Below are 24,638 nucleotides of genomic sequence, written 5' to 3'. Positions count from 1 at the left end.
GGTCACGCGCACCGGTGCGATCACGCTGGTCGCCATGACCGGCGCGATCCGGATTCAATCGCTCTGGAGTGCGTGAGGGCCGACGCCGCTGGAAACGGCGCGCGCTACTGCGCGCCCGATCCGCCCTGCACGATCTTCTCGTTCAGCTTATGGTCCACGGTGTCGACGGTGCGGTCGATCTCGGCGTCGGGCACGCCGAGCTGATGTGAGATCAGCTTCACCAGAAGGTCGACGCGCTCGATGAAGGGCGCGCCGCTCGCGACCGCGCGCGCGGCCGAGGACGGCTTGAGCAGGCTCTCCGCGGCCTTGGCATATTTCGCGAACGGCACCTGGTCCTGCGGATCGGCGCCGAGGCGGCGGGCGATCGCGTCGACATGGTCGTAGATCGTCTGCGAGCGCTTGAGATCGCCGTGCACCGCGTCGCGGATCGACTGCGGCTCATTGGGCGTGATGCAGCGGTAATTGCCGGTCAGCAGCATCGACCATTTCGCCAGTGGCACGAACAACGAGTCGAACACCTTCAGCTTCACTGGCACGTCGTGGCCGTCGAGTGTCACCGCGTCGATGTCGGCTTCGAGCTCGCGCAGCAGCTTGTTGTGCTTCTCGTCTGCGAACACCGATGCCTTGAAGTTTGTGGGCAGGCCGACATGGAGCACGTTCGCCGCCTCTTCCGGCGGACGGAACGCCTGCGGGTCGGGCGAGCACAGCGTCACCAGCCCCGGCTCGAATCGCTCCCACACCTGCGCATTGGTGTAGGCCTCCTCGAGATCCATGTCCGCGAGCGCCGGAATCCGCTTCAGATAGGGCAGCGGCGGCATGTTCATGATCGACAGGCACGGCAGCTTCGCCGCGGCGATCTTGACCATGAGAACGCGCACCGTGTGGTTGGTGTATTGCGGCTCCTGCATCGCCAGGCCAACCAGGTCGTAACGGGAGAGGTCGACATTGGCCGGTGTCACGGCGTCGAGCTTGCCGGGCAGGTCGCGCGAGAAGATCGCGCGGTGCACTGCCTCGTCGCGCAACTTGATGCGCACCTCGGTACCGTCCCGGTTGATCAGCTCCGCGGTCTTGGCGCGGCAGACCAGGGTCACGTTATGACCCGCCATCAGCAGCTTCGTGCCCAGCAGCGAGCCGTAGGAAGCCCCAAGAATCAAAATGTTACGCGCCATGTTTCGTCCCTCAGAGCGGTCATGTGATTTTGGGCCTCGGCCGTGGTCCGAGGGCGGGTTGGCCGCATGTAAAGCGAAGTGCGCGAGGATGGCAACTGGGATAATGCATACAAAGGCGGCTGATATTCCCGCTTCGTTCGCATTTTGACGAGGAGCTCAACAGGATCGTGCCGCGGCAAGGCTCGCAAACGTCAGGACGGCAAGGCACGGCCGCTTCGGTCACAACGCCGAGAATCTCGATTTAAAGAATTCGGCAAAATCGTATCGCTCTTCCGGCTCGCGGGAGAGGCAAACAGCTGGAGCGGCGCGTCGCGCGGCGGTTTGCGACGATCAGATGACAATCCGCCGGATCTGCCGCTGAAATCGCGATTGCCTCCTCTGTCATCAAGCCCCTCTATATTTTAGGCGCCCGTCACAACAAAAAACTACAAACCGGGGACCGCAAAAATGCCAGAATGGCGCGGGGCGCAGACCAAGTGTCAGCAAGGGAGCTGAGCTGTGACGACTGAGTTGAGCCGGCGGGGACGTCGTATCGGGACCGGCTCGTTTGAACGATGGAGCGCCGGCAACTTCGCTGCGCGAAGCGAAGGCGGAGCGATCGTCAGGATGAATCGTATCGCGCAAAAGGCGCAAGCGGGCGCACGCGGTGCGGAGACTGCATTGCGTTCTCGCCATCCATGTCCGGGCAGCCGCTGACGGCGCCGTTCGGGGGGGACATGGAAGGTGATCATTGGCCTCACGGCTCGCGCGACGGTGCCGGTCGCGATCTGACGGGCTTGCGCAATCGCGTGTCCGAATTCTTCGAAAGCCTCACCGGTGCAGAGCTTGCGCGTGAGACGCACAGACATCTGTGGGTCGCGGATTGGCTGCGGGTCGCAGACGACTACCGGCTGTTCGCCGAGTCCGCGCGCAGAGATGGTTCGGCCCGGGTTGCGTCGGAAGCGGGGCTGTGTTCGCTCACGGCCCTCGAAGTCGCGCGAAGCTTGTCCTGTCCGGAGGATCCGGCGCTGGCCGGCCTCGCAGGCAGGGTCGGAGCCAACCTGAAAGCTTTCATGGACGGGTTCGGTCCGGCGATGGAGCGCGTCGAGATCGATGGCCTCGATCAGGGCCCGCTGTCCGGCTTCTTCGTGCCGGCGTCGCGTGGCGGACCTTGCGCACCCGCAATTATCTGCATTGGTGACGAGGACATCACGCTGGACTCGATGATGAGCCGGCTGTTGCCGGCCACACGCGGCGGGACCACGTCACTCCTCTTCCTCGGTGCCGGCGCCTCACCCGGTAGCCGCGGCGTGGAGCCGCAAATGCTTCAGTGCTGGCTGGACTATCTGGAAGCGCGTCAGGATGTCGACGCGCAGCAGATCGCGGTCTATGGCGAAGGGACGGGTGCCAGTCGTGCCTCCCGCCTCGCCGTTTCGGACTGCCGGATAGCCGCCGCGGTGTGCGACGCCGACTGTTGACCTCGGTCGCGCGTCGCGCATCAGTGCATTGGATGACCGGCGTCGATGAGAGAGCCTCGAATGGCGCGTTGCCGCCGTCGCGTCGGATCGCTTGCCCGCTTCTCATGGTGGTCGGCAGCCGCTCGATGCTGCGGGAGCGAGAGGCTCTCGAGTTGCAGGCCACCTATCGGCGGGCCGGAGCCGATTGCTCGGTCGTCGTGCCGAACCGCATCCCGCACCCGCTGGGTGAGACCGAGAATTTCATCGCCGCCGACAATTTCATTGTCCAATGGCTCGACAGCAAGTTTGGAGTGGCTCGTCAATTCGATCCCGTGACTTACCTCTAGCGCATCACGTGGACCTGTGAAGCGCCCGGGGCCAGGCGGATCATGAAGCCTCGATCGCCAGCAATCGTGCCGCCAACCGGGCGTTCTTGGCGATCGTCGCGAGCGTGGCGTTCAACTCGGCCAAGGTCTTTTCGTCGAGTTCATTGAACATGGTCGAGTTAAAGGCGAGCTTTCGCTTGGCCAGCTTTTCGATTTCCGTGGTCGCCTTTGCGGTGAGCGACATCAGAACGAAGCGGGCATCGTCCGGGGCCGCTCGTCGCGACAGAAATCCGCGCCTTTCGAGCGCCTTGGTTTGGTTGGTGACGAACGCGGGGTGGACCCGCAACTTATTCGCGATGTCGATGCCGGCGACGCCTCGCCCCTCATCGAGTTCGGTGATGGCCATCAGGATGAGCCATTGCGGCTGGGTGATGCCCAGCAGTCCGGCCCAGCTGGTGTGGATGTCCTCCAGCTGGGAGTGGATTTCGACGACGTTCCAAATGAATTCCGTAATCGCCCTGTCGAGCTTCTTCTCGAGCACCCTGGCTTCCCTCGTTCGATTCCTTTGATCCCTTTTTGCGGATAGTAACGGGATATTGAGCAGGCGTCTCGCCTGTCGCGCACGAAGATGGCGCAGATGTTGCACCCTGAAAGCGACCGACAGTTTAGTGCTTGCAAAAATCAATTGATTAAATTACGTCTCGACCACTCTCTCTGTGGCTCTTGACCTTGTCACGGCCGGCGACGTGAGACCTTCAAAAAAGCCCTCAGGATGCCCCCTGAGGGCTTTTCCGTCTATTTATGGCCTGCGAACGACGCTCTGTTGCCTTTGGGCCACATCCGCGCCGGAAACAGCGATTTACTAAATCAACAAATTGAGGTGATTGTTTTTATAAACTATACGAAAGGAACGACGGAGGGGGGGCACCTCGCTGTCGTTTCAGTCCGGACCTTCAGTGCGGACCTGAATTGAACGGAAATCAAAGTGGGTGAAGCGGCCTCCTCCGAGGAGCCGAGCCCCCTGAAGCGACCTGGAGGTTTACGAATGAAGTTAACGAAGACGCTGTTTCTCGGCTCGGCAGCCGGCCTGATGGCCGTCTCCGGGGCGTTCGCAGCCGATCTGCCGGTGAAGGCCAAGGCGGTCGAATACGTCAAGATCTGCTCGCTGTACGGCGCCGGTTTCTACTACATCCCGGGCACCGACACCTGCATCAAGCTGGGCGGCTATCTGCGCGCCGACGCGAACTTCAACACCAACTCGGACTTCAGCCCGAACCAGAGCGGTTTTGCCGGCGCCCGCAACCGCCTCGCGAACTACTACACCTTCCGTGCTCGTGAAGACCTGAACATCGACACGCGCACCGCGACCGAGTACGGCGTGGTCCGCACCTATTTCGACGCGGTCTTCACTTGGACCACCGGTGGCTACGCCGGCACGGGCTCCGCTACGGGCACGACTGGCTACACCGCCACGACGGCTGGCACCACCACCATCAACCCGTCGGACGGCGGCACCTCGGGCGGTGCGCTCGGCGTGTATTACGCCTTCATCCAGTTCGCCGGCTTCACCATGGGTAAGGCCGTGTCGCAGTTCGATGCGCCCTGGACCAACTATCCGGGCAACATCACCGACAATCTCGTCGGCGGCAGCGGCACGGTCACTGGTGTCAACCAGTTCACCTATACCGCTGACTTCGGTCAGGGCGTGACGGCGGCGTTCTCGGCGGAAGACGCGACGGCCTATTATCAGGCCGGCAACCTCAACATGTCCGGCGCGACTGCGGCTACCATGGTTGGCGGTTCGTACGGCTCCAACGCCATCGGCGGCTCGCGTTCGCCGAACCTCGTTGCTCAGGTGCGCGTCGACCAGGCCTGGGGCCTGTTCCAGGCGTCGGTTGCCGCGCATGACAACCACGTCGCCTACTACGGCGCGACCGAGCCGACCGGCCACCCCGACGACAAGTGGGGTTGGGCAGTTCAGCTCGCTCTGTCGATCAAGAACATCCCGACCGGCGCGGGTGACACGATCAACATCCAGGGCGTCTACACCGACGGTGCGACCCGCTACAACTTCCAGAACCTGTCGGGCAGCACGTATTCGCTGTTCGGCAGCTCGGGCATTGCCTATCAGAGCGTCGGCTTCGCCAATGCTCCTGACACGGTGTTCGTCACCGGCTCGCAGCAGGAGACGGTCAAGACCTGGGGCTTCCGTGGCGCTTACACCCACAACTGGAATCCCAACTGGAACTCCGCGCTCTACGGTGCCTACGCTCAGGCCCAGTTCGGCACGCTTGCCAAGACCACGCTCTGTGGCGCTGGCGGTACAGGTGGCGTGTTCGGCGGCCTCGCCGGTGTGACGAGCTGCAACCCCGACTTCGCTATCGGCCAGCTCGGTATCGTCACCCGCTGGACCCCGATCAAGAACCTGACGTTCTCGGCCGACCTCTCCTGGACGCACCTCGACCAGAAGTATTCGGGCACGGCCGTCCTCAGCCCGGCTGCCAACACTGCCAAGCCGACCGCTGTGTACGAGCTGAAGGACCAGGACTCGATCGCCATGATCCTGCGCGCCCAGCGCAACTGGTAAGATCTTTCCAACCAGTGGAACGAACACCCGGCGGGAAACCGCCGGGTGTTTTTTGTGCGCATTCTGCATGATATCCGACCCCTCGTGCGGACGGAGCGGAAGCGTAATCCCGGGCGCTGTAGAATGGGGGTGCGATCCCGGACAACGCTCCATCCGGGCTACGGCGCCCGACGGGCAAAACACCTGGATGTTTCCACATGCGGCGTTGTCAATCCGTCCTCGCCAAAAGATTCGACTTTACAGAAATTCGGATTTGTCGTATGTGTCGGCCATCCCGGCTCACTCTTGAGGGGCGATCTTGTGTCGTCACGTGTCGCGAGAGCCGGGTTGCGGTGGACGCGGCAGCGTCGGCACGAAGGGTGCGGGCAGGGCGGGTAGTCCCTGTGAGCTCGCAGCCGCGCGCGGACGAGCGGCGCTGAAAGGCTCGTCTCGCTAGCTTTCCCGTGACGTCGACAGCGCGGGAAAACTCTGCGGCGAACATGCGAGCCGCGCGTACGGCAAAACCGTGTGGTCCTGGCCGTCGTTGCTACGGTCAAGCCCTTCGAAGATGCGCGCGAGCCCGACCGGGCGGACGGCATCGTCAATTCGCGGGGTGAGGGAGGCCAGAAGGAACTCGGCTCCCGGGAGAGCGCGGCATAAGCCGTCCGACCACTGCGCAAGGAAGGCCGTGTGTACGGCTTCACCTGTATGCCGCTGTGCAATTTCTTTTGCGCTACACGCGCACAGCGGACCGTGGGTGCCAGCCGGCACCTGGCCTTCCCTGCGCCCTCTTGCATCGAGAGGGTGGAGCGACGAAGCAAAGCTCGGGCGAAATCAGCCGCGAGAACGGGAAGGCGTGTCTGCGATTCAAATGGGGATTGGGGAGCAGAGCAGCGCCGATGCCTCTTGCTCCGTCATTGCGGGCGCCCGCCTCACCCCTGGCTTGCCACCCGCGCACGGTCGAGATGTGCCTCGATCTTCGGGCGGTCGCGGGTGCGCTCGAAGCTGGTGCAGAGCAGCTCGGTCTCCTCGAGCGAAACGGGGGCGCGATACAGCCGGCACATGAACTCGGCGGTCGCGCGTCCCTTGCCGGTGCCCGGGCCGCGTTCGGCGAGAAACATGCAGTCCCGGCAGATGCTGGCGTCGAGGCGCTGATGGGCCGCGTCGAGATGATTGAGGATCTCCCGCAGCGAGTCACGCAATCTGATGCACTCGTCAGTGCCGAGCGAGGTGACTGCGTTCAGCACGTGATTGATCGGGTCGTGCTGGCTCAGGCATTTCTCGCCTTGCGCGGTGACGTGAAGCACGACCGAACGCTTGTCCTCGTGCGACGGCTTTCGCACCAGGAAGGACTTGCCCTCGAGCGTCTTCACGATCTGCGATGCCGTGGCCCTGGTGGCGCCGATGAAGCCGGCAAGCGCGGACGGCGTGCGCGAGAACCTGTTGGCGCGGCCGAGAAAGCGCAGCGCCATCCATTCGCGATCGCGCAATCCATGCTGATTGCCTTCGAAATACCAAGCCCTCGCCGCCTGAACCAGCAGCTCGACGGCTTCTCGCGCCAATGGCATGAATCTACCTCGTCCCCGGAACTTCGTGTGCGGCGTTCCGAAGCCGCCTCGCGCCCTGGCTTGCGAATCCGTCGTGAGGCGTCAGACCGCTGGAGGTGCCCGACGAGCACGTCGTGTCCAATTCTCGCTCGAAGGCAGGGACTGCAACGCGACCGACCCGGACTGATGGGCGCCGCGTCGTTCGAAGCGCAAGCCTGCGTCGCTGAGGGCATACCAATAGCGTCGTCGTCGCACGGGAGCCCGAGTTGCCGTCGCCAGCAGACGATGGATCGGAGTAGTTCAACCGAGGCCCCTAAAAGTTCAAGTCGCAAGCAGACGTTTCTTGTATCCATCGAAACGATGAATGAGCTTCTCAACAAAATCAAGTACAGACGCTCTCTAAGACTGGATGTCGTTGCGGGCGAATGTAACGTTCAAGACAATCTCGCTCGTCGGCACACATGATAGTGAACGCAATACGCTGCCCGATGAGCAGCATGCACCGCAACTATACGTCGGTTTGTGCACGCCACGTTGCTGTCTGTCGTTGATGCAAGTTGATCGAAGCTTGTGCATGACGACGATGTGCGTCGGCATGTCATCCACAACTTGTACGACCGTCGGGGAATCACCTGAGGGAACTCACAGGAATTGCACGCGGCGGTTGTTGCGGTCGCGGTCGCCGGAATGGCCCGTTCGTCGCTTCTGCTCGATTCCTCTCGTCCGATCGACTGACGTTCCCGCGACGCAAGCCGGTCATGGCTGCGCGTGCGCATGCGCTGGAAGCGTGGCCGCATGCGCAATCGGCTGTCGAAAACAACGGGCAGGGCGTCGCGCGCCATCTCACCGCGCAACCTGCTACTCGCCCCTGAGCATGTCCCGGAGTTCGCGGAATGGATCGGCGCTCGGTGGGGCCGACGCGTCCTGCCGCATCGCGCTGTAGATTCTCGGAACCATGTCGACCGCCTGGTCAAGACCCGAATCACGTCCCGATTGATATCCGCCCATCAGGCGAAGGTCGCGCGTGTCCTCGTATTTGGCGATCATGGCGCGCAGCTTGCTCACCAATTCGCGCTCTTCGGGGTCCCAGACGTTATGGGCGAGGCGGGAGACCGAGGCCAGAACGTCCACGGCCGGATAGCGCGCCTGGTCGGCGATGTGCCTGGAGAGCACGATGTGTCCATCGAGCGTGCTGCGGATGGTGTCGGCGATCGGCTCGTTGTGATCGTCGCCGTCGACCAGCACGGAGAAAATCCCGGTGATCGTGCCGGATCCCTCCTCGCCTGGGCCGGCGCGCTCCAGAAGCCGCGGCAGATCGGTGAAGACCGTCGGCGCGTAGCCGCGCGCGACCGCGGGCTCGCCTGCGGCGAGTGCAACCTCGCGGGCGGCGTGGGCGAAGCGGGTGATCGAATCGACCATCAGCAGCACCGATTCGCCGCGGTCGCGGAAATATTCGGCGACCGCCATCGCCGTCTTCGGCGCCAGCCGCCGCATCATCGGGCTCTCGTCTCCCGTCGACACGATTGTGACGGCGCGGTGACGGTCGGTGCCCAGCACGTCCTCGATGAACTCGCGCACCTCGCGGCCGCGCTCGCCGACCAGCGCCAGCACGACCGTGTCAAAACCCTGGCTGCGGGCGAGCATCGCCAGCAGCGTCGATTTGCCGACGCCGGAGCCGGCAAAGATGCCGACGCGCTGGCCGGCGCAGATCGGCGAGAACAGGTCGATGACGCGCACGCCGGTGCGCAGCGGCTTGTGCACGCGTGCGCGCTTCATGGCCGAAGGTGCCTCGGCTTCCGCCGAGACCGCACGCGATCCCGGCGTGAGGGGCCCCTGGCCGTCCAGCGGTGCGCCGAGCGCACTGATGACGCGGCCCTTCCAACTCGGATCGGGCGCAAAGGACAACGGCGGCATCCGGTATGCGACCGAGCCCAGCCCGCCGGCGAATTGGCGATCGAACGGCTTGGCGATGATGCCCTCGCTGTCGATCCGCACCACCTCGCCGATCTGGGGCCTGCCGGCCGAATTGACGCCGATGAGCTCGCCGAGCCTCACGAAGCGCGACAGGCCGGAGACGCGGAAATGCGTCGGCGCGATCTCGGAGATCGCGCCGCTGACGCTTGGCAGGGGCGTGCTCTGCTGAAGCTCCAGCAGCGCCCACTCGAGTTGCCGAAGAGCGTTCAAGGAAACCGTCCAACCTCATTGCGCGCGAGGCGCAGCCTATTTGCCGGGTTCGCCCAGCGTCCGGATTGCATTCTGGAGCGAGCTCTCGGTGCCCTCGATCATCGAATTGGTGCCGTCGAAGGCGCGCGAGGCTGCGATCAGCTTCGTCAATTCCATCATCGGATTGGCGCCGGAGCCTTCGACGTAGCCTTGCTTGAAGCCGTCGCGGGAGAAATCGGCGATCGCGGTCGCGGGACGATCGGGCGTGACGCCGGAATTGCCATAGCGCTCGAGATTGGCGTCAGCGGGAATGCTGAACAGGCCGATGGTGCCGATCTCGTTGTTGTCCTGGGTGATGGCGCCGCTGCGCGCGATCGAGATCGGTCCGCCGTTGGGATCGAGCGTGATTTGCGCGCCGCCGGAATCGATCACGGGAAAACCGGACACGGTCTGAAGGTCGCCGTTGGGGGCGATCTGGAGGCGGCCGTCACGGGTATAGACCGTGCCGTTCGGACCGGCGAAGGCGATCCAGCCCTGTCCGACCACGGCGACGTCGAGCGGGTTGCCGCTCTCGGTGATGTTGCCCGTCTCGCGGGAGATGATGTTGTCGCCGGGCGAGGAGAAGGCGACCGGGTTCGCGCCCGCCTTGGACAGCACGGTCTCGAACTTCACCACGTCGGTGCGGAACGCCGCCGTGTTGACGTTGGCGACGTTGTTGGCGATCGTCTGAAGGCGCTTTTCGAGGGCGACCTGCGCCGACAATCCCACATAGAGAGCCGATTGCATGACTTACTTTCCGAAGCGGATGGACTGAAGTTTCGAGAGCATGTCGGTATCCATGCTGGCCATCGACGACGCGCCGCCGATCAGGACCAGCGCGGGGTTGGTCGAGTTGTCGCTCTGGGCCTGGGCCGCATCCCACATCGCGGCAAAGCGCTGCACGAATTTGGTGACCTTGGCCGGGTCCTGGAAATCGGTGAGCTTGATCTTGTCCGTGATCATCTTGGCCTGGGCGTCGATGTCGGCCGAGCTGATCGTCGACGGCAGGCCGAGCGCGGTCTGAACCACCTGCGTCAGCGCCTTGTCGGCGAGGATCTGGTAGGCGGTGGTGACGGTGGAGGCCTTGCGGGTGAAATACAGCGCCAGCCGCAGGCCCTCGTTCTGGTCGCCGGCCTTCTGCTCCATCGTCTGCCTGACATATTGGGTCGCCGTCCCGGTCGTGGCCTGGGTGGTCTGGGTGGCGTTGCTGCCGAGGGCGGCGAAGTTGAACGCCGTGGCGAATTCACGATAGCGGACGTCGGTGAGCTTGTTGGCGAAGGTGTTCTTGTTGGCGACACCTTCGGTCAGCACCTTGCGCATGAACGCTTTGGCATAGGTCATGTCGCTGAGGCCGTAGGCCTTCATCGCATAGGAGTAGAGCCGGTAGTCCTTCAGGAAATCGTCGATGGTCTTCACGTTGCCGATATGGCTGAGGAAATAATCGGTCTCGCGGCTGACGTCCGGCTGTTTCGCGACCTGTGTCAGCGACTTACCCATATCCTTGGTCAGTCTGGTGTAATCCGCGATGGTGGATAGCATGACACGCGTCCCTCTGGCCGCTCTTGCAACATCGTCTCAAGCTGCCGCGAATTGCTTGCGCGAGGCTGGCGGTCCCGAAGCCAGCTTCGCGCAAGCGTCGCCGACTAGATATTCCCGCTGGGATCGGCGATGGAGCGGCGCGTTGGGCAGTTTCGTGGGGATTTTCATCACGGTGGCGGCACTGCTCGGCGGATTTGCCGCCATGGGCGGGCACCTGGCCGTGCTCATGCAGCCGTGGGAGTTCGTGATCATCATGGGCACCGCCGTCGGCACCTTCATCGTCGCCAATCCGTGGAAGACGGTCGTGGACACCGGCGTTGCCTGCATGCAGGCCATCACCGGCGCTGTCCCCAGTGAGCGCTATTATCTCGATCTGCTCGGCGCGCTCCATGCCCTGATGCGCGAGCTGCGGGGCAAGGGTCGCAACGAGGTCGAGGCGCACATCGACGATCCCTCCTCATCGGAGATCTTCAAGGCGTTTCCGAGCGTGCTCTCCGACCCCGCGCTGCTCCAGTTCATCTGCGACTATGTCCGCCTGATCATCATGGGGAATGCGCGCACGCACGAGATCGAGGCGTTGATGGACGAGGAGATCCACACCATCGTGAAGAGCAAGCTGACGCCATACCATGCGCTTGTGGTGGTGTCCGAGGCGCTGCCGGCGCTCGGCATCGTCGCCGCGGTGCTCGGCGTCATCAAGGCCATGGGGGCCCTCGACCAGTCGCCGAAGCTGCTGGGCGGCTTCATCGGCGCGGCCCTCGTCGGCACCTTCGCCGGCATCTTCCTGTCCTACGGCATCATTTCGCCCTTCGCGCTGAAGATCAAGATGACGCGCGAGAAGAAGTGCCGGCCCTATATCATTGTCAAGCAGACGTTGCTGGCGTTCATGAACGGCGCCATGCCGCAGATCGCCGTCGAGCACGGCCGCAAGATGATCGCCAGCACCGAGCGGCCGTCGATCGACGTCGTCGAGAACGAGACGATTGCAGGACCTAAGGCCGTCGTCACCGAGGTTGAACCGAAGGCTGCCCGCGCATGATGATGGAAGACGTCGACGTCGATCAGCGCAAGCAGCTGCCAAACTACCTGCTGGACGCCGCCGGCATATCGATCGAACGCATGCCGATGCTCAATGTGATCTTCGATCGCATGGCGGCATCGTGCACGGACAGCCTGCAGCCGATGGCCGGAACGCCGTGCTATTTCTCGGTCAACGGCATCACCAATGACCGCGTCGGCGACATCATCAAGGACTACGAGGCCAACGCGGTCGCGGCGGTGCTCTATGCCGAGCAGTGGGACTCCCGTGTCATCATCATGCTCGACCGCGATTTCGTGTTCACCATGGTCGAGGCGATGTTCGGCTCCGACGGCGCCGAACCGCCGCTCGACGTCGAGCGCGCGTTCTCGAACATCGAAATCCGCCTGGTCCAGGCGCTGTTCGAGCGGTTCGCCAAGGCGCTGCAATCCGCCTTTGCCGGCACCTCGAACGTCACCTTCCGCGTGGAACGGGTCGAGACCGCTATGGCCTCGCTGGCGATCGGACGCAGCGGCAACATGTCCATCTGCGCGAACATCATGTTGCAGGCGCTCTATCGCGGCGGCCAGATGTTCCTCATCATTCCGCACTCCGCGCTCAACCCGCTCAGGCAGAAGCTCGCGCATGTCGTCGTCAGCGACGGCCGCGCGGCCGATCCGCGCTGGCGCGAGCAGATGGAGAGCGAGGTTCACCGCACCGAGGTGACGCTGAGCGCGGTGCTCGACGAGAAGATGATATCGCTCGGCGACGTCGTGAAGTTCCAGGTCGGGCAGGTGCTCGAGCTCGAAGCCACGCCGCGCACGCTCGCCCGGCTCGAAAGCAACAACCAGGTGCTGTTCTGGTGTCAGATCGGCCAGCTTGATGGCTATTACGCCATGCAGGTGGCAGATCCCGTCGATCAGAAACGGGAGTTCGTCGATGATATCCTATCTCGTTGATGCCGTGCTGCTGATTGCGCTCGCTTTTACCAGCATGCGGGTGACCCGGATGCACCGCGAACTGGCGCGACTGCGCAGCTACCAGGGTGAATTCTCGACCATCGTCCATGAGACGGCGGGCGCCTTCGACACGGTCATCAACGCGGCGCACGATTCCACCGCAAATCTCGGACGGCTCGCCAACGTGCTGAGCACGAAGATCGATCAGGCCCACGAAGCGATCGCGGCGCTCGATGCAAGGACCGGGCTCGCGCCCGTCGCGACTGCAGGCGGCGCCGACGTGAACAAGCATTGAAGCCGGAGCCGGCGAAAACGATACGGTCGGAGCGCGGCGGCGCTCCGGGAGCGGAAATACCAAGAGGCGATACCAAATGGCGCAATCCTTCGACTATGAGTCTGCCACTCGCGCATCGGCATCCGACGAGGGGCACACCGATGCATCTCCACTGGAGCGGCTGGCGGAGATTGCCGCGCGCACGGCGGAGGAGACCGGCAAGTTCGCCAACGTCGATGCCATCCTGCGCATTCCCGTCACCATGCAGGTGGTGCTGGGATCGGCGACCATTCCGGTGGCGAACCTGATGAAGCTCGGGCGCGGCGCCGTGGTGCCGCTCGATCATCGGGTCGGCGAACCTGTCGATGTCGTCGTCAACGGCCGCATCGTCGCCCGTGGCGAGGTGGTCGTGGTCGAAGAAGACAATTCCCGCTTCGGCGTCTCGCTGACGGAGATCGTCGGTCCGCTGGGGCAGGGTGATACCTGACCATGGCGGCACAGGTCGGCATCGCTCCCGTCAAGCAGCGAGGCGTCGCCACGCTGGGCGGAACGGAAAAGGTCGCGGCCCTCCTCCTGGCCATGGGCCGGCAGGCGGCCGCGAGCGTGCTTCAGCAGTTCGAGCCGCAGGAGATCCGCATCGTCACCAAGGCCGCGGCGGAGCTGCGGCCGATCACGGCGCAGGAGCTCGAGGGAATCGTCGAGGAGTTCGCCCAGCAATTCTCGATGGGCGCCAACATCCTTGGCACGCTCGGCGGTCTGGAGGCCGTGCTCGGTGACGTGCTGCCGGCCGACCAGGTCTCGCAGATCATGTCGGACCTGCTCGGCAATTCGAGCCGCTCGGTCTGGGATCGCGTCTCCTCGGTATCGGAGAACTCGCTCGCGAGCTATCTCTCCAAGGAGCACCCGCAGACCGCGGCGCTGATCCTGTCCAAGGTGAAGCCGGCCTGCGCCGCCAAGGTGATGAGCCAGCTGCCATCCAGCCTGCGCAACGAGCTGATGCGGCGCGTGCTGAGCCTCAAGCCGATCGTCGACGACGCCATGCGCATCATCGAGAAGACGCTGCACGAGGACCTGACGCTCAACTTCGCCCGCAACCTCGGCGCCGACACCTACGCCCGCGTCGCCGACATCATCAACAAGATGGAGCGCGGCCATATCGAGGACATGCTGAAGAGCCTGTCGGAGAAGCGACCGAAGTCGGCCGAAGTGCTGAAGGAGCTGCTTTTCACGTTCGACGACGTCATCAACCTGACGCCGAAGGCGCGCACCATGATCTTCGACCAGGTGCCGACCGATCGCATCGTCGTCGCGCTGAAGGGGACCGACAAGAGCTTCCGCGAGCTGATCCTGTCCTCGGTCGCCTCGCGCGTCCGCCGCGTCGTCGAACACGAGCTCGCCATCGGCGAGCCGTCGAACCAGCGCGATGTGCTTGAGGCGCGGCGCGTGATCACCGACCTCGCGCTCGAGCTCGCGGAGAAGGGTGAAATCGAGCTCAACCCCGAGCAGGAGGATGAGCTGGTCTTCCGCTGACCGCTGAACGGGCATGGCAGAAACATCCGATCAGGAGAGCAAGACAGAAGAGCCGACCGAGAAGAAAGTCCGTGATGCGCTCGAACAGGGCAAAATCCCGGTCTCTCGGGAGGCTTCCATCTTCGCCTCGATGGCCGCGCTGATGGTGATCCAGGCCTTCCTGATCGGCCAGGGCGTGCAGCAACTGACCCCGACGCTGAAGAGCTTTCTCGACGATCCCGAAGGCTTCCCGCTCAGCACCGCGGCCGACGCACAGAACCTGCTCACCGTGGTGGGACTTCATTCACTGCGATTCCTGGTGCCGCTGGTCGTCATCATGATGGTATTCGGCCTCGCCGCCTCGCTGCTGCAAAATGCGCCGCGTTTGGTGCTGGAGCGCATCAAGCCGGACGTGTCGCGCATCTCCCCGGTCAGCGGCTGGAACCGCCTGTTCGGCACGCAGGGACTCGTCGAGTTCGCCAAGTCGCTGTTCAAGCTCGCCTCGGTGACCGCCGTCGTCGCCTTCGTGCTGCGCTCGTCCGAGGCGAAGGCGTTCGAGGCGATGTACACCGATCCGGTGGCGCTGCCCGAAATGATCCTCAACATCGCGATGCGGATCGTCTCGGCGATCTGCATCGCGACCATCGTCCTGGTCGCGATCGATCTCGCCTGGTCGCGCTTCCACTGGCGACGCGAGCTGCGCATGACCAAGCAGGAGATCAAGGACGAGCACAAGCAGGCCGAGGGCGATCCGCTGATCAAGGCGCGCCTGCGCTCGCTGGCGCGCGACCGCTCGCGCCAGCGCATGATCGCCTCCGCCGCGCGCGCGACGCTGGTGATCGCGAACCCGACGCATTTCGCCATCGCGCTGCGCTACAAGCGCGAGGAGAATGCGGCGCCGCTGGTGGTCGCCAAGGGCATGGACGTGATCGCGCTGAAGATCCGCGAAGTTGCCGAGCAGAATCGGATTCCCGTGATCGAGAACAAGGCGCTGGCGCGCGCGCTCTACGAGGCGGTGCAGGTCGACCAGGTGATTCCGGCGGAATTCTTCCGCCCCGTCGCCGAGATCATCTACTTCCTCCAGTCCAAGCAGACCGCACGGCCCGAGAAGGTCCAGTAGATTTCCGAGGATGGTGCTTCGCGCAACAGCTTGACGAAAGCTTAACGCCCTAGGGTTCTCCCGAATGGACCAGAACGGGGCTGTCGTGGGACCGCTTTATCTCTTCGAACTCGCATCGTCGCAGGCGCGCTACCTCGAACTCCGCCAGTCGACCATCGCCACCAACGTCGCCAACGCCAACACGCCGGGCTTCAAGGCGCGCGACGTCGAGCCCTTCAACAAGGTGCTCGACGGCATGCCGGTCAGGCTCGCGACGACGTCGCCCTCGCACATGCAGTTGTCCGCCGCCGAGACCGACACGCGCAAGATCGCCAAGAAGGACAGCTGGGAAGTGGTTCACTCCGGCAATTCGGTCAGTCTGGAGCAGGAGATGATCAAGGGCAACGACGTCAATCGCGACTATTCGATGAACTCGGCGATCGTGCGGTCGTTTCACCGCATGGTCCTGTCGAGCGCAAAGGCTTGAGGTGAATTGACATGCTGGACTCTCTGCAGTCGTCATTGACCGTCGCAAGCTCCGGGCTCGAGGCGCAATCGACGCGCATGCGCATCGTCTCGGAGAACCTCGCCAACGCGACGTCGACCGGGCGCACCGCCGGGGCTGATCCGTATCAGCGCAAGACCATCACCTTCGATGCCGCCATGGACCGTGCCTCGGGTGCACAGCTTGCGAAAGTCAAGGAGATCGGGGTCGACACCACGCCGTATCGCGTCGAGTACGATCCGGGGCATCCCGCCGCCGACAAGGCCGGCTACGTCAAGCTGCCGAACGTCAACATGATGATCGAGATGGCCGACATGCGTGAGGTCAACCGGTCCTATGAGGCCAATCTCCAGGTCGTGAAACAAGTGCGGTCGATGCTGGGAATGACCATCGACCTCTTGAGGAGCTGACAATGCTTGAGGCGATTTCATCCACCGCGATCTCTGCTGGGCGAGCCGCGAGCCGCGCGACCGAGACGCAGGCCATCTCGCCGGCGGCGACGACCGCGATCCAGGCCAGTGACGATGTCGGCTTCGAATCGGTGATGAAGCAGGTGACGACGGACGCGATCGGAACGCTGAAGGCGGGCGAGGCGGCGTCGATCTCGGCGATGCAGGGCAAGGAATCGACGCGGCGCGTCGTGGAGGCGCTGATGTCGGCCGAGCAGGCCTTGCAGACGGCGGTCGCGGTTCGCGACAAGGTCGTGCAGGCCTACCAAGAAGTCGTTCGGATGTCGATTTGATCTGAAGGAGTGACGATCGTGAAATCGCTCGCCATTGCGGCCACTGGAATGAACGCCCAGCAGACCAACATCGAGGTCATCGCCAACAACATCGCCAACATCAACTCGACGTCGTACAAGCGGGCGCGCGCGGAATTCACCGATCTGTTCTATCAGATGGACCGGATGCAGGGTGTCGCCAATGTCAACGGCTCCTCGCCGATTCCGGAGGGTGCCAATCTCGGCCTCGGCGTCAAGTCGGCGGCGATCCGCAAGCTGCACATCCAGGGCGCGCTGACGCAGACCGGCAATCCCTATGACCTCGCCATCAATGGCCGCGGCTGGTTTCAGGTGCTGGGCCCCAACAACGAGGTGCAATACACCCGCGCCGGCTCGTTCAATACGAATGCCAACGGCCAGCTCGTCACGATCGACGGCTATCTGCTGGACCCCGCGATCACGGTGCCGCAGGGAACGGTCGAGGTCACGGTCAACCAGACCGGACAGGTGTTCGCCAAGCTGGACACGGAAATAAATCCGCGGCAGATCGGCCAGCTCAATCTCGCCAATTTCGCCAACGAGGCGGGGCTCGAGCCGCTCGGCAGCAATCTCTACCGCGAGACGACCGCGTCCGGTACGCCGGTCGTCGGGCTGCCGGGCGATTCCGGCTACGGCAAGATCAACCAGAAATATCTCGAAGCCTCGAACGTCGATCCCGTCAAGGAAATCACCGAGTTGATCTCGGCGCAGCGTGCCTACGAAATGAACGCCAAGGTCATCCAGGCCTCGGATGAAATGGCCTCGACTGTCTCGAAGGGCATGCGCTAGTTCGGGTGGCTCGATGTTGAACAGGGTGGGCCTGATCATGCGCGGGTTGGCCGCCGTGCTGCTGGTTCTCGCCTCGGCGCGCCTGGCGGCGGCCGAGGAGAAGCGGCTTCCCGTGCCGGCCGTCTCGATCCGCGCGGGCGAGCTGATCCGGGACGACATGATCACCGAGCGCGCCTTCGCGCCGAGCCTGCTCGGCGTTGCCATGTTCATCGAAGGACGCCAGGTCCTGATTGGTCGCATGGCGCGGCGCACGCTGCTGCCGGGCCAGCCGATCCCGACCAATTCGGTGGAGGATCCCTGGACGGTTGCCCGCGGTGCCATGGTCAAGGTCGTGGTGGAGGACAGCGGCCTGTCCATCGTCACCTACGGCTCGGCGATGCAATCGGGCGCGGCCGGCGCGCTCATCCCGGTGCGAAACACCGACACCGGCGTGATCATCAGGGGCATCGTCCAGCCGGACGGCACGGTCAAGGTCGTGGATGGGTCATGACCAGAGTCCTGCTTGCGCTCGTCCTCCTCCTCGCTACCGCCAGCGCTCAGGCCGCGGTCCGCATCAAGGACATCGCGGACATCAAGGGACTGCGCGAGAACCAGATCGTCGGCTATGGCCTCGTCATCGGCCTGAACGGCACCGGCGACACGCTCCGCAATGCGCCGTTCACGGAACAGTCCCTGCAATCGATGCTTGAGAACATGGGCATCAATGTCAGGAACGAGACCACGAGCACCAACAATCCCACGCGTCCGACGACGCTGCGCACACGCAACGTCGCGGCCGTGATGGTGACCGCGGACCTGCCGCCCTCGATCGGAGCCGGCGAGCGGATGGACGTGACCGTGTCGTCGCTCGGCGATGCGACCTCGCTGCTCGGCGGCACGCTGGTGATGACGTCGCTGCGGGCGGCGGATGGTGCGGTCTATGCGGTCGCGCAAGGCGCGATCACGGTCGCCGGCTACAGCGTCGGCGGCCAGGCGCAGAACGTCAGCCAGGGCACGCCGACCGCGGGGCGCATCCCGAACGGCGCGCTGGTCGAGCGCGAAGTGCAGGGAAGCCTCCATGAAATGGAATTCCTGGTGCTGGAGCTCAAGAACCCGGACTTCGTTACCGCAACGCGCATTCTCGACGCCATCAACCGCTACGCCGGCGGCCGCTATCGCGCGCAGATCGCCTTCGAGCGCGACTATCGCACGATCGTGCTGTCGAAGCCGCGCAACATCGGCCCGGTCCGATTCCTGGCCGAAATCGGCGAGCTAACGGTCGAGCCGGACACGCCCGCACGGGTGGTGATCAACGAGCGCACCGGCACGGTGGTGATCGGACGCGACGTACGGATATCGACCGTTGCCGTGACGCACGGCAATCTGACGGTGCGCGTCACCGAGCTTCCCGTGGTCTCGCAGCCGGCGCCCTTCTCGCGAGGTCAGACGGTGGTCGTTCCGCAGACCGTGGTCGAGGCCAACGAGGCCGGCGCGCAGGTGGCGATCCTGAGCGGCGTCGATCTCCAGCGCCTAGTACGCGGGCTGAATCAGATCGGACTGAAACCATCAGGCATCATCGCCATCCTCCAGGCGATCAAGACGGCCGGCGCGCTCCAGGCCGATGTCATCGTGCAATGATGCACAAGCGTCGTGCAAGCTTGGTCGCTCAATGCTCTGGTCTCGACCGAGAATCGCACGCGGCCCGATGCTGAAGCTGGATCACAAAGCCAAACTCCTCCTCGTCGCGGTGTGGACGCTTGCGGGCGCTTCGCCCGTGCTGGCGCTGGACGAGGCGAAGCCATCGAGGCCGCTCAACCTGCTCTCCTTCGCGCGTGCCCGCGCGTCCGGACCGCAGAAGCCGGGCACGCCGTCCACCCCGAATCCGGGCGGAAGCGCCTCCGTCCATGCGACGGCGTGGGCGGCGGAAGATTCAGGTCCGGCTATCACCGGCGCCGTGCCGGCTTCCGAGACGCCGGCGCCGGCACCTGTACGTGCAGCCAAACCCGGCAGCGTCACGGCGCCGCCGAAGCCCACACCGCCACAGGCCGCCGTGTCCGTCGACAATGACGTCGCGCTGTTCTGCAGCAACGTGGCCGACCCCGCCGTCGATGCAAGGCTGGCCTGGCAGCTCAAGGAGCTGGAGAAGGCCGAGAACCTGCTGCGCGAACGGATCGCCGAGGTCGAGGCCAAGCGTGCCGAATACGAGAAGTGGATGGCGCTGCGCGACGATTTCCTGAAGAAAGCCGAAGCCAGCGTCGTCGAGATCTATTCGCGCATGAAGCCGGAGGCTGCGGCGACCCAGATTGCCGGCATGGCCGACGAGACCGCCGCCGCCGTGCTCGCCAAGCTCAGCCCGAGGAGCTCGAGCGCAATCTTCAACGAGATGGATACGGCGCGCGCGGCGCACCTCGCCGATTTGCTCGGCGGCATGCGTCGCGTGGATGACGGAAAGAGCAAATAGATGAACAAGCCGATCCTCATCCTCTACCTGACGGCGTCCGTGTTCCTGGCCGGATGCCTTCATGATCCGGCCGAAGTCCTGACCGGTCCGCAAATGTCGCCTGTCGGCAGCGGCTTGAGGACGCAGGCCGATCCGATCCCGGTGACGCCGCGCCTGCGTACGCCCGTCAGCTATCGATCGACTTGGGACGACGGCACCGATCTCTACCGCGATCCCCGCGCCCGGCGTACCGGCGACGTCGTGACGGTGATCATCTCGATGCAGGACAAGGCCAAGCTCGACAACAAGACCGGCCGCTCGCGCGATTCGCAGGTCAAGTTCGGACTCGACTGGCTGATGGACGTCGCAGGATGGAGCGACAAGGGCCAGACCAACGCCAATCTCAGCACCAACACCCAGATCAAGGGTAACGGCCAGATCGACCGCACCGAGGATATCAAGCTCTCGATCGCCGCCATCGTCACCGACGTGCTGCCGAACGGCAATATGATGATCAGCGGCTCGCAGGAATTCCGCGTCAACACCGAGATGCGCGTGCTCAATGTCGGCGGCATCGTGCGTCCGCGCGACATCTCGCGAGCCAACACGATCTCCTACGACAAGATCGCTGAGGCGCGCGTGTCCTATGGTGGCCGCGGCAATCTGTCTGACGTGCAGCAGCCTGGATGGGGACACCGGATCTATGACGCCGTGGCACCATTCTGAGATCCGCACCGGCCGGGCCGCGTCGCGAGGGCAGGGGACGTGATGCGCCTGATTGCGGCCATTGTCGTGCTGACCCTTGTCGCGATCGGTGCGGGCGCTCTTGCCGGCCTGCATCTGTTTGCGGCCGCCGAGCGCGTCGCCGATGCGAAGAAGAGCGCCACGCCGCCGCCGATTGCGTCTAGCTACGCCGGCAGCGCGCGGCTTCGAAAACTGTCCCCGATTGTGACCAATCTCGCTGCCCCTGCCAACAACTGGGCCCGCGTCGAGGCCTCCATGGTGACGGAGAGCATGAGCGACGAGGATGCCGGCATCCTGGCCGCCCACATCAGCGAGGACATCATCACCTATCTGCGGTCGGCATCGGTTGGCCAGTTCGAGGGATCGCGCGGGCTCCAGCACCTGCGCGACGACCTGACCGAGCGCGCCAATATCCGCTCGTCGGGCAAGGTCCGCGAATTGATCATTGAGACGTTGGTGATCCAGTGAGAGTGAGAGTCCTGCTGCTCGCGTTGATCCTGGTCGTGCTGCCCGAAGTGGCGCTGGCCCAGATTCCGGACCTCAACTCGCTGCTGCCGCCCGGCAACGGCTCGACCAGCGGCCGCATCATCCAGCTGATGGCGCTGATCACGGTGCTGTCGGTGGCGCCGGGCCTGCTCATCATGGTGACGAGCTTCACGCGATTTGCGGTCGCGCTGTCGTTCCTGCGCGCCGGTCTCGGCCTCCAGACCACGCCGGCCAACCTGGTGCTGATCAGCCTCGCGCTGTTCATGACCTTCTACGTGATGGCGCCGACATTCGACCGCGCCTGGGAGACCGGCGTCCAGCCGCTGATGAAGAACGAGATCTCGGAGGAAGAGGCCTATCTGAAGATCACCGATCCCTTCCGCGAGTTCATGCTGGCCCACGTTCGCGACAAGGATCTCCAGACCTTCGAGGCGCTCGCCGCGGAAAGCTTTCGCAGGAAGTTCGACGATAAGCGCATCGACATGCGCGTCATCATTCCGGCCTTCATGATCTCCGAGCTCAGGCGTTCGTTCGAGATCGGATTCCTCATCATCCTGCCGTTCCTCGTCATCGACATGATCGTGGCGACGCTGACCATGTCGATGGGCATGATGATGATGCCGCCGACGATCCTCGCGCTGCCGTTCAAGATGCTGTTCTTCGTGCTGATCGACGGCTGGAACCTGCTTGCCTCCGGATTGGTGCGGTCGTTCTCCTGAAAGAGCGCGGCTCGGACCGCGTCATCATGGTTAGCGGATGGTAACTGCGATACCGCCGCTACAGCGATGATATTCAAGGCGATTTTAATCCGGCGGCAAGATTCGGCGTGCTAGCAAGGCGTCACGGCGGGTTGGACCCCACCCACATCAGTCCAAAGGCATGATGCCGCCCCTCCGTACCGGTGAAAGCCCGGTATGTCCCAAAGTGAAAATGTAACGCGTACATAAAGGGACATTCGCAATGTCAAGCCTGCTCACGAACTCGTCCGCCATGACCGCGCTCCAGACCCTGCGGTCTGTCAGCTCGCAACTCTCCACGACGCAGACCCGGATCTCCACCGGCCAGCGCGTGGCCACCGCCTCCGACAACGCCGCCTACTGGTCGATCGCGACCTCGATGCGCGCCGACAACGCCGCGCTCTCCGCCGTCTCCGACTCGCTCGGTCTGTCGGCCGCGACCGTCGACACCGAATATACCGCTCTGAACAAGGTTCTCGGTGACAGCAACTCGGGCCTGACCAAGCTCCAGTCGCTGCTGGTCGAAGCCAAGACTGCTGGTATCGATCGCAGCAAGATCCAGTCGGAAATCACCCAGATCCAGCAGGACATGAAGAACGTGGCCAGCGCGGCGACGTTCAACGGCGTCAACTGGCTGAGCACCACCGCCACCACGCCGGCGACGGTCAATCTCGTGTCGTCGTTTTCGCGCGTCGGCGCCACGCCGACCACCCGCTCGATCACCGTCACCGTCGCGAACTACTCGCTCTACACCTCGACCACGAGCGGCATCTTGGACACGGTGAGCGGCAGTGCGTCGGTCGACACCATCAACATCGGTGCGCTGACCGACTCTGCGGCTGACCAGACCACGCTCGATGGCTACATCGCGCAGGTCACCGCTGCGATCGGCACGGTCTCCTCGGGTGCCGCCAACCTCGGCGCCATCAAGAACCGCATCTCGAACAACTCGGAGTTCGTGAAGTCGCTGATGGATTCGGTTGATCGCGGTATCGGCCAGCTCGTCGACGCCGACATGAACCAGGAGTCCACCCGCCTGGCGGCCCTCCAGGTCCAGCAGCAGCTCGGCGTTCAGGCGCTCTCGATCGCCAACAACAACAGCCAGAGCATCCTGTCGCTGTTCCGCTAAGCGTCAAGACGGTCAGGGCAGGGCCGCGCTTCTCGCGAAGCGCGGCCCTTTCGTTTGCGTGGCGCTGTGCACGCCATGATTTCGGCCGCCCTGTTGCGGTCCGATCACAGGGCCACAAGCCTCGCACAAGCTTCGCTGGCTAGTCTCGCCGCTACGACGGGTTGGGTTCACGCGCATTTCCGCATCCCAAAGGCATGATGCCGCCCTGTCGTACCGGTGCAAGCCCGGTATGTCCCCAAAATCCAATCTGCTTTCAAAGGGACATCAAAGATGGCTTCCAGCCTGCTTACCAACTCCGCTGCAATGACTGCGCTCCAGACCCTCCGGAATGTCAGCGCCAGCCTGCAGACGACCGAAAACCGGATCTCGACCGGCCAGCGGGTCGCGACCGCTTCGGACAACTCGGCCTATTGGTCGATCGCGACTTCGATGCGCGCCGACAACGCTGCGCTCTCCGCCGTCTCCGACTCGCTCGGTCTGTCGGCTGCGACCGTCGACACCGAATACACCGCTCTGAACAAGGTCATCGGCGACAGCAACTCCGGCCTCACCAAGCTCCAGGCGCTGCTGGTCGAAGCCAAGACCGCCGGCATCGACCGCACCAAGATCCAGGCCGAAATCACCCAGATCCAGCAGGACATGAAGAACGTGGCCAACGCGGCGACGTTCAACGGCGTGAACTGGCTGAGCACCACCGCCACCACCCCGGCGACGGTGAACCTGGTCTCGTCGTTCTCGCGCGTCGGCGGCACGCCCACGATCAACACCATCACGGTGACGGTTGCCAACTACTCGCTCTACACCTCGACCACGGCCGGCATCCTGGACACGGTGAGCGGCACCGCATCGGTCGACACGATCAGCATCGCTGCGCTGACCGACTCGGCGACCGACCAGACCACGCTCGATGGCTACATCGCGCAGGTCACCGCCGCGATCAACACCGTCAGCCAGTCCGCCGCGAACCTCGGCGCCATCAAGAACCGCATCTCGAACAACACGGAGTTCGTGAAGTCGCTGATGGACTCGGTGGATCGCGGTATCGGCCAGCTCGTCGACGCCGACATGAACGCGGAATCGACCCGCCTTCAGGCGCTCCAGACCCAGCAGCAGCTCGGCGTTCAAGCGCTCTCGATCGCCAACCAGAACAGCCAGAGCATCCTGTCGCTGTTCCGCAGCTAAGCGGCGCTTTCGAAAACGACCGTGCTCCCCGCGGAGCACGGTCCCCGCCGAGATCGGCGGACGTGACGGCACAAGACGTGCCCGAGATCGACCTTCCGACGTCAGATCTTATGCGACATGTCGCAGCCGCCCGGCGGCAATGCGTCCGGCCGTCCGTTGCCGATGTCGATTGCGCTACCGAATTTGTAAGATTGCAACGCCTCGCCAGCGAACCGACACATTCGCGCCCGCGCGCAACCTTCA

27 protein-coding genes are annotated in these 24,638 nt (G+C 63.9%); 21 read left to right on the top strand and 6 right to left on the bottom strand.

Annotated elements, in window-relative coordinates; translation table 11 throughout:
- Positions 1-104 precede the first annotated feature (104 nt).
- Entirely contained in the window at positions 105-1,169 is a 1,065-nt protein-coding gene (locus LRP30_RS36475; protein WP_249757933.1) for a 2-dehydropantoate 2-reductase, read from the bottom strand.
- A gap of 677 nt (positions 1,170-1,846) precedes the next feature.
- On the opposite strand from LRP30_RS36475, the gene LRP30_RS36470 reads away from it, so the two are divergent.
- Both LRP30_RS36470 and LRP30_RS36465 read left to right on the top strand, forming a co-directional pair.
- Positions 1,847-2,626, top strand: a complete 780-nt coding sequence (locus LRP30_RS36470; protein ID WP_249757932.1) for a hypothetical protein — start codon at positions 1,847-1,849, stop codon at positions 2,624-2,626.
- A gap of 32 nt (positions 2,627-2,658) precedes the next feature.
- Complete coding sequence (locus tag LRP30_RS36465) at positions 2,659-2,952, top strand: hypothetical protein (RefSeq protein ID WP_249757931.1); 294 nt, start codon at positions 2,659-2,661, stop codon at positions 2,950-2,952.
- Positions 2,953-2,992: 40 nt separating this feature from the next.
- Here the strand turns inward: LRP30_RS36465 and LRP30_RS36460 are convergent, their stop codons facing one another.
- Positions 2,993-3,472: a MarR family transcriptional regulator gene (locus tag LRP30_RS36460; RefSeq protein WP_249757930.1), complete on the bottom strand. Its 480-nt coding sequence runs from the start codon at positions 3,470-3,472 to the stop codon at positions 2,993-2,995.
- 504 nt (positions 3,473-3,976) lie between these two features.
- Between LRP30_RS36460 and LRP30_RS36455 the strand changes: the two genes are divergently transcribed.
- Positions 3,977-5,518 carry a porin gene (locus LRP30_RS36455; RefSeq protein WP_128936250.1) on the top strand — a complete coding sequence of 514 codons (1,542 nt, stop codon included), beginning with the start codon at positions 3,977-3,979 and terminating at the stop codon, positions 5,516-5,518.
- A gap of 911 nt (positions 5,519-6,429) precedes the next feature.
- Here LRP30_RS36455 and LRP30_RS36450 read toward each other — a convergent pair.
- The 4 genes from LRP30_RS36450 to LRP30_RS36435 form a co-directional block, all read right to left on the bottom strand.
- Positions 6,430-7,065: a MarR family transcriptional regulator gene (locus LRP30_RS36450; protein ID WP_091879929.1), complete on the bottom strand. Its 636-nt coding sequence runs from the start codon at positions 7,063-7,065 to the stop codon at positions 6,430-6,432.
- An 837-nt stretch (positions 7,066-7,902) separates the two neighbouring features.
- A complete protein-coding gene (gene fliI, locus LRP30_RS36445) occupies positions 7,903-9,228 on the bottom strand; it encodes a flagellar protein export ATPase FliI (RefSeq protein WP_249757929.1) in 1,326 nt (441 codons plus the stop codon).
- A 36-nt stretch (positions 9,229-9,264) separates the two neighbouring features.
- Entirely contained in the window at positions 9,265-9,993 is a 729-nt protein-coding gene (gene flgF / locus LRP30_RS36440) for a flagellar basal-body rod protein FlgF (protein WP_128943772.1), read from the bottom strand.
- 3 nt (positions 9,994-9,996) lie between these two features.
- A complete protein-coding gene (locus LRP30_RS36435) occupies positions 9,997-10,785 on the bottom strand; it encodes a DUF1217 domain-containing protein (RefSeq protein WP_091880387.1) in 789 nt (262 codons plus the stop codon).
- Between the two features lie 142 nt (positions 10,786-10,927).
- Between LRP30_RS36435 and motA the strand changes: the two genes are divergently transcribed.
- The 18 genes from motA (at position 10,928) to LRP30_RS36345 (ending at position 24,395) form a co-directional block, all read left to right on the top strand.
- Positions 10,928-11,824, top strand: a complete 897-nt coding sequence (gene motA, locus LRP30_RS36430) for a flagellar motor stator protein MotA (RefSeq protein ID WP_128936247.1) — start codon at positions 10,928-10,930, stop codon at positions 11,822-11,824.
- On the top strand, positions 11,821-12,762 hold the full coding sequence (locus LRP30_RS36425; RefSeq protein WP_091879920.1) for a FliM/FliN family flagellar motor switch protein: 942 nt from the start codon (positions 11,821-11,823) through the stop codon (positions 12,760-12,762). Before motA ends, LRP30_RS36425 begins: the two co-directional genes overlap by 4 nt.
- The gene (locus LRP30_RS36420) at positions 12,743-13,057 is read left to right on the top strand and encodes a hypothetical protein (protein ID WP_091879917.1); all 315 of its coding nucleotides are present in this window, start codon (positions 12,743-12,745) and stop codon (positions 13,055-13,057) included. The genes LRP30_RS36425 and LRP30_RS36420 overlap by 20 nt, the downstream gene beginning before the upstream one ends.
- A 76-nt stretch (positions 13,058-13,133) precedes the next feature.
- Positions 13,134-13,523 (top strand): flagellar motor switch protein FliN, encoded by a 390-nt coding sequence (gene fliN / locus LRP30_RS36415; protein WP_091879914.1) that lies wholly within the window; start codon positions 13,134-13,136, stop codon positions 13,521-13,523.
- 2 nt (positions 13,524-13,525) lie between these two features.
- On the top strand, positions 13,526-14,566 hold the full coding sequence (locus tag LRP30_RS36410; protein WP_091879912.1) for a flagellar motor switch protein FliG: 1,041 nt from the start codon (positions 13,526-13,528) through the stop codon (positions 14,564-14,566).
- A 13-nt stretch (positions 14,567-14,579) separates the two neighbouring features.
- On the top strand, positions 14,580-15,665 hold the full coding sequence (flhB, locus tag LRP30_RS36405; protein ID WP_128956041.1) for a flagellar biosynthesis protein FlhB: 1,086 nt from the start codon (positions 14,580-14,582) through the stop codon (positions 15,663-15,665).
- A 64-nt stretch (positions 15,666-15,729) separates the two neighbouring features.
- Positions 15,730-16,131, top strand: a complete 402-nt coding sequence (gene flgB / locus LRP30_RS36400) for a flagellar basal body rod protein FlgB (protein ID WP_091879906.1) — start codon at positions 15,730-15,732, stop codon at positions 16,129-16,131.
- An 11-nt stretch (positions 16,132-16,142) separates the two neighbouring features.
- Positions 16,143-16,559 (top strand): flagellar basal body rod protein FlgC, encoded by a 417-nt coding sequence (gene flgC, locus LRP30_RS36395; RefSeq protein ID WP_060735083.1) that lies wholly within the window; start codon positions 16,143-16,145, stop codon positions 16,557-16,559.
- A gap of 2 nt (positions 16,560-16,561) precedes the next feature.
- Positions 16,562-16,891 (top strand): flagellar hook-basal body complex protein FliE, encoded by a 330-nt coding sequence (locus LRP30_RS36390; protein WP_249757928.1) that lies wholly within the window; start codon positions 16,562-16,564, stop codon positions 16,889-16,891.
- An 18-nt stretch (positions 16,892-16,909) separates the two neighbouring features.
- Positions 16,910-17,698 carry a flagellar basal-body rod protein FlgG gene (flgG, locus tag LRP30_RS36385; RefSeq protein WP_128936243.1) on the top strand — a complete coding sequence of 263 codons (789 nt, stop codon included), beginning with the start codon at positions 16,910-16,912 and terminating at the stop codon, positions 17,696-17,698.
- A 13-nt stretch (positions 17,699-17,711) separates the two neighbouring features.
- Positions 17,712-18,188: a flagellar basal body P-ring formation chaperone FlgA gene (gene flgA, locus LRP30_RS36380; protein WP_164939203.1), complete on the top strand. Its 477-nt coding sequence runs from the start codon at positions 17,712-17,714 to the stop codon at positions 18,186-18,188.
- The gene (gene flgI / locus LRP30_RS36375; protein WP_091879897.1) at positions 18,185-19,315 is read left to right on the top strand and encodes a flagellar basal body P-ring protein FlgI; all 1,131 of its coding nucleotides are present in this window, start codon (positions 18,185-18,187) and stop codon (positions 19,313-19,315) included. Before flgA ends, flgI begins: the two co-directional genes overlap by 4 nt.
- 67 nt (positions 19,316-19,382) lie before the next feature.
- Positions 19,383-20,138, top strand: coding sequence for a MotE family protein (locus LRP30_RS36370; RefSeq protein WP_249757927.1), 756 nt, complete (start codon positions 19,383-19,385; stop codon positions 20,136-20,138).
- On the top strand, positions 20,139-20,843 hold the full coding sequence (gene flgH, locus LRP30_RS36365; protein WP_249757926.1) for a flagellar basal body L-ring protein FlgH: 705 nt from the start codon (positions 20,139-20,141) through the stop codon (positions 20,841-20,843).
- A 42-nt stretch (positions 20,844-20,885) separates the two neighbouring features.
- Complete coding sequence (locus tag LRP30_RS36360) at positions 20,886-21,329, top strand: flagellar basal body-associated FliL family protein (RefSeq protein WP_164934357.1); 444 nt, start codon at positions 20,886-20,888, stop codon at positions 21,327-21,329.
- The gene (gene fliP, locus LRP30_RS36355) at positions 21,326-22,066 is read left to right on the top strand and encodes a flagellar type III secretion system pore protein FliP (RefSeq protein ID WP_249757925.1); all 741 of its coding nucleotides are present in this window, start codon (positions 21,326-21,328) and stop codon (positions 22,064-22,066) included. The genes LRP30_RS36360 and fliP overlap by 4 nt, the downstream gene beginning before the upstream one ends.
- 241 nt (positions 22,067-22,307) lie before the next feature.
- Positions 22,308-23,213: a flagellin gene (locus LRP30_RS36350; protein ID WP_249757924.1), complete on the top strand. Its 906-nt coding sequence runs from the start codon at positions 22,308-22,310 to the stop codon at positions 23,211-23,213.
- Between the two features lie 270 nt (positions 23,214-23,483).
- Complete coding sequence (locus LRP30_RS36345; protein WP_128936236.1) at positions 23,484-24,395, top strand: flagellin; 912 nt, start codon at positions 23,484-23,486, stop codon at positions 24,393-24,395.
- Positions 24,396-24,638: the final 243 nt, after the last annotated feature.

This window comes from Bradyrhizobium sp. C-145, assembly GCF_023375135.1.
GTDB lineage: Bacteria > Pseudomonadota > Alphaproteobacteria > Rhizobiales > Xanthobacteraceae > Bradyrhizobium > Bradyrhizobium zhanjiangense.
This window is presented reverse-complemented; position numbering and strand designations above follow the sequence as displayed.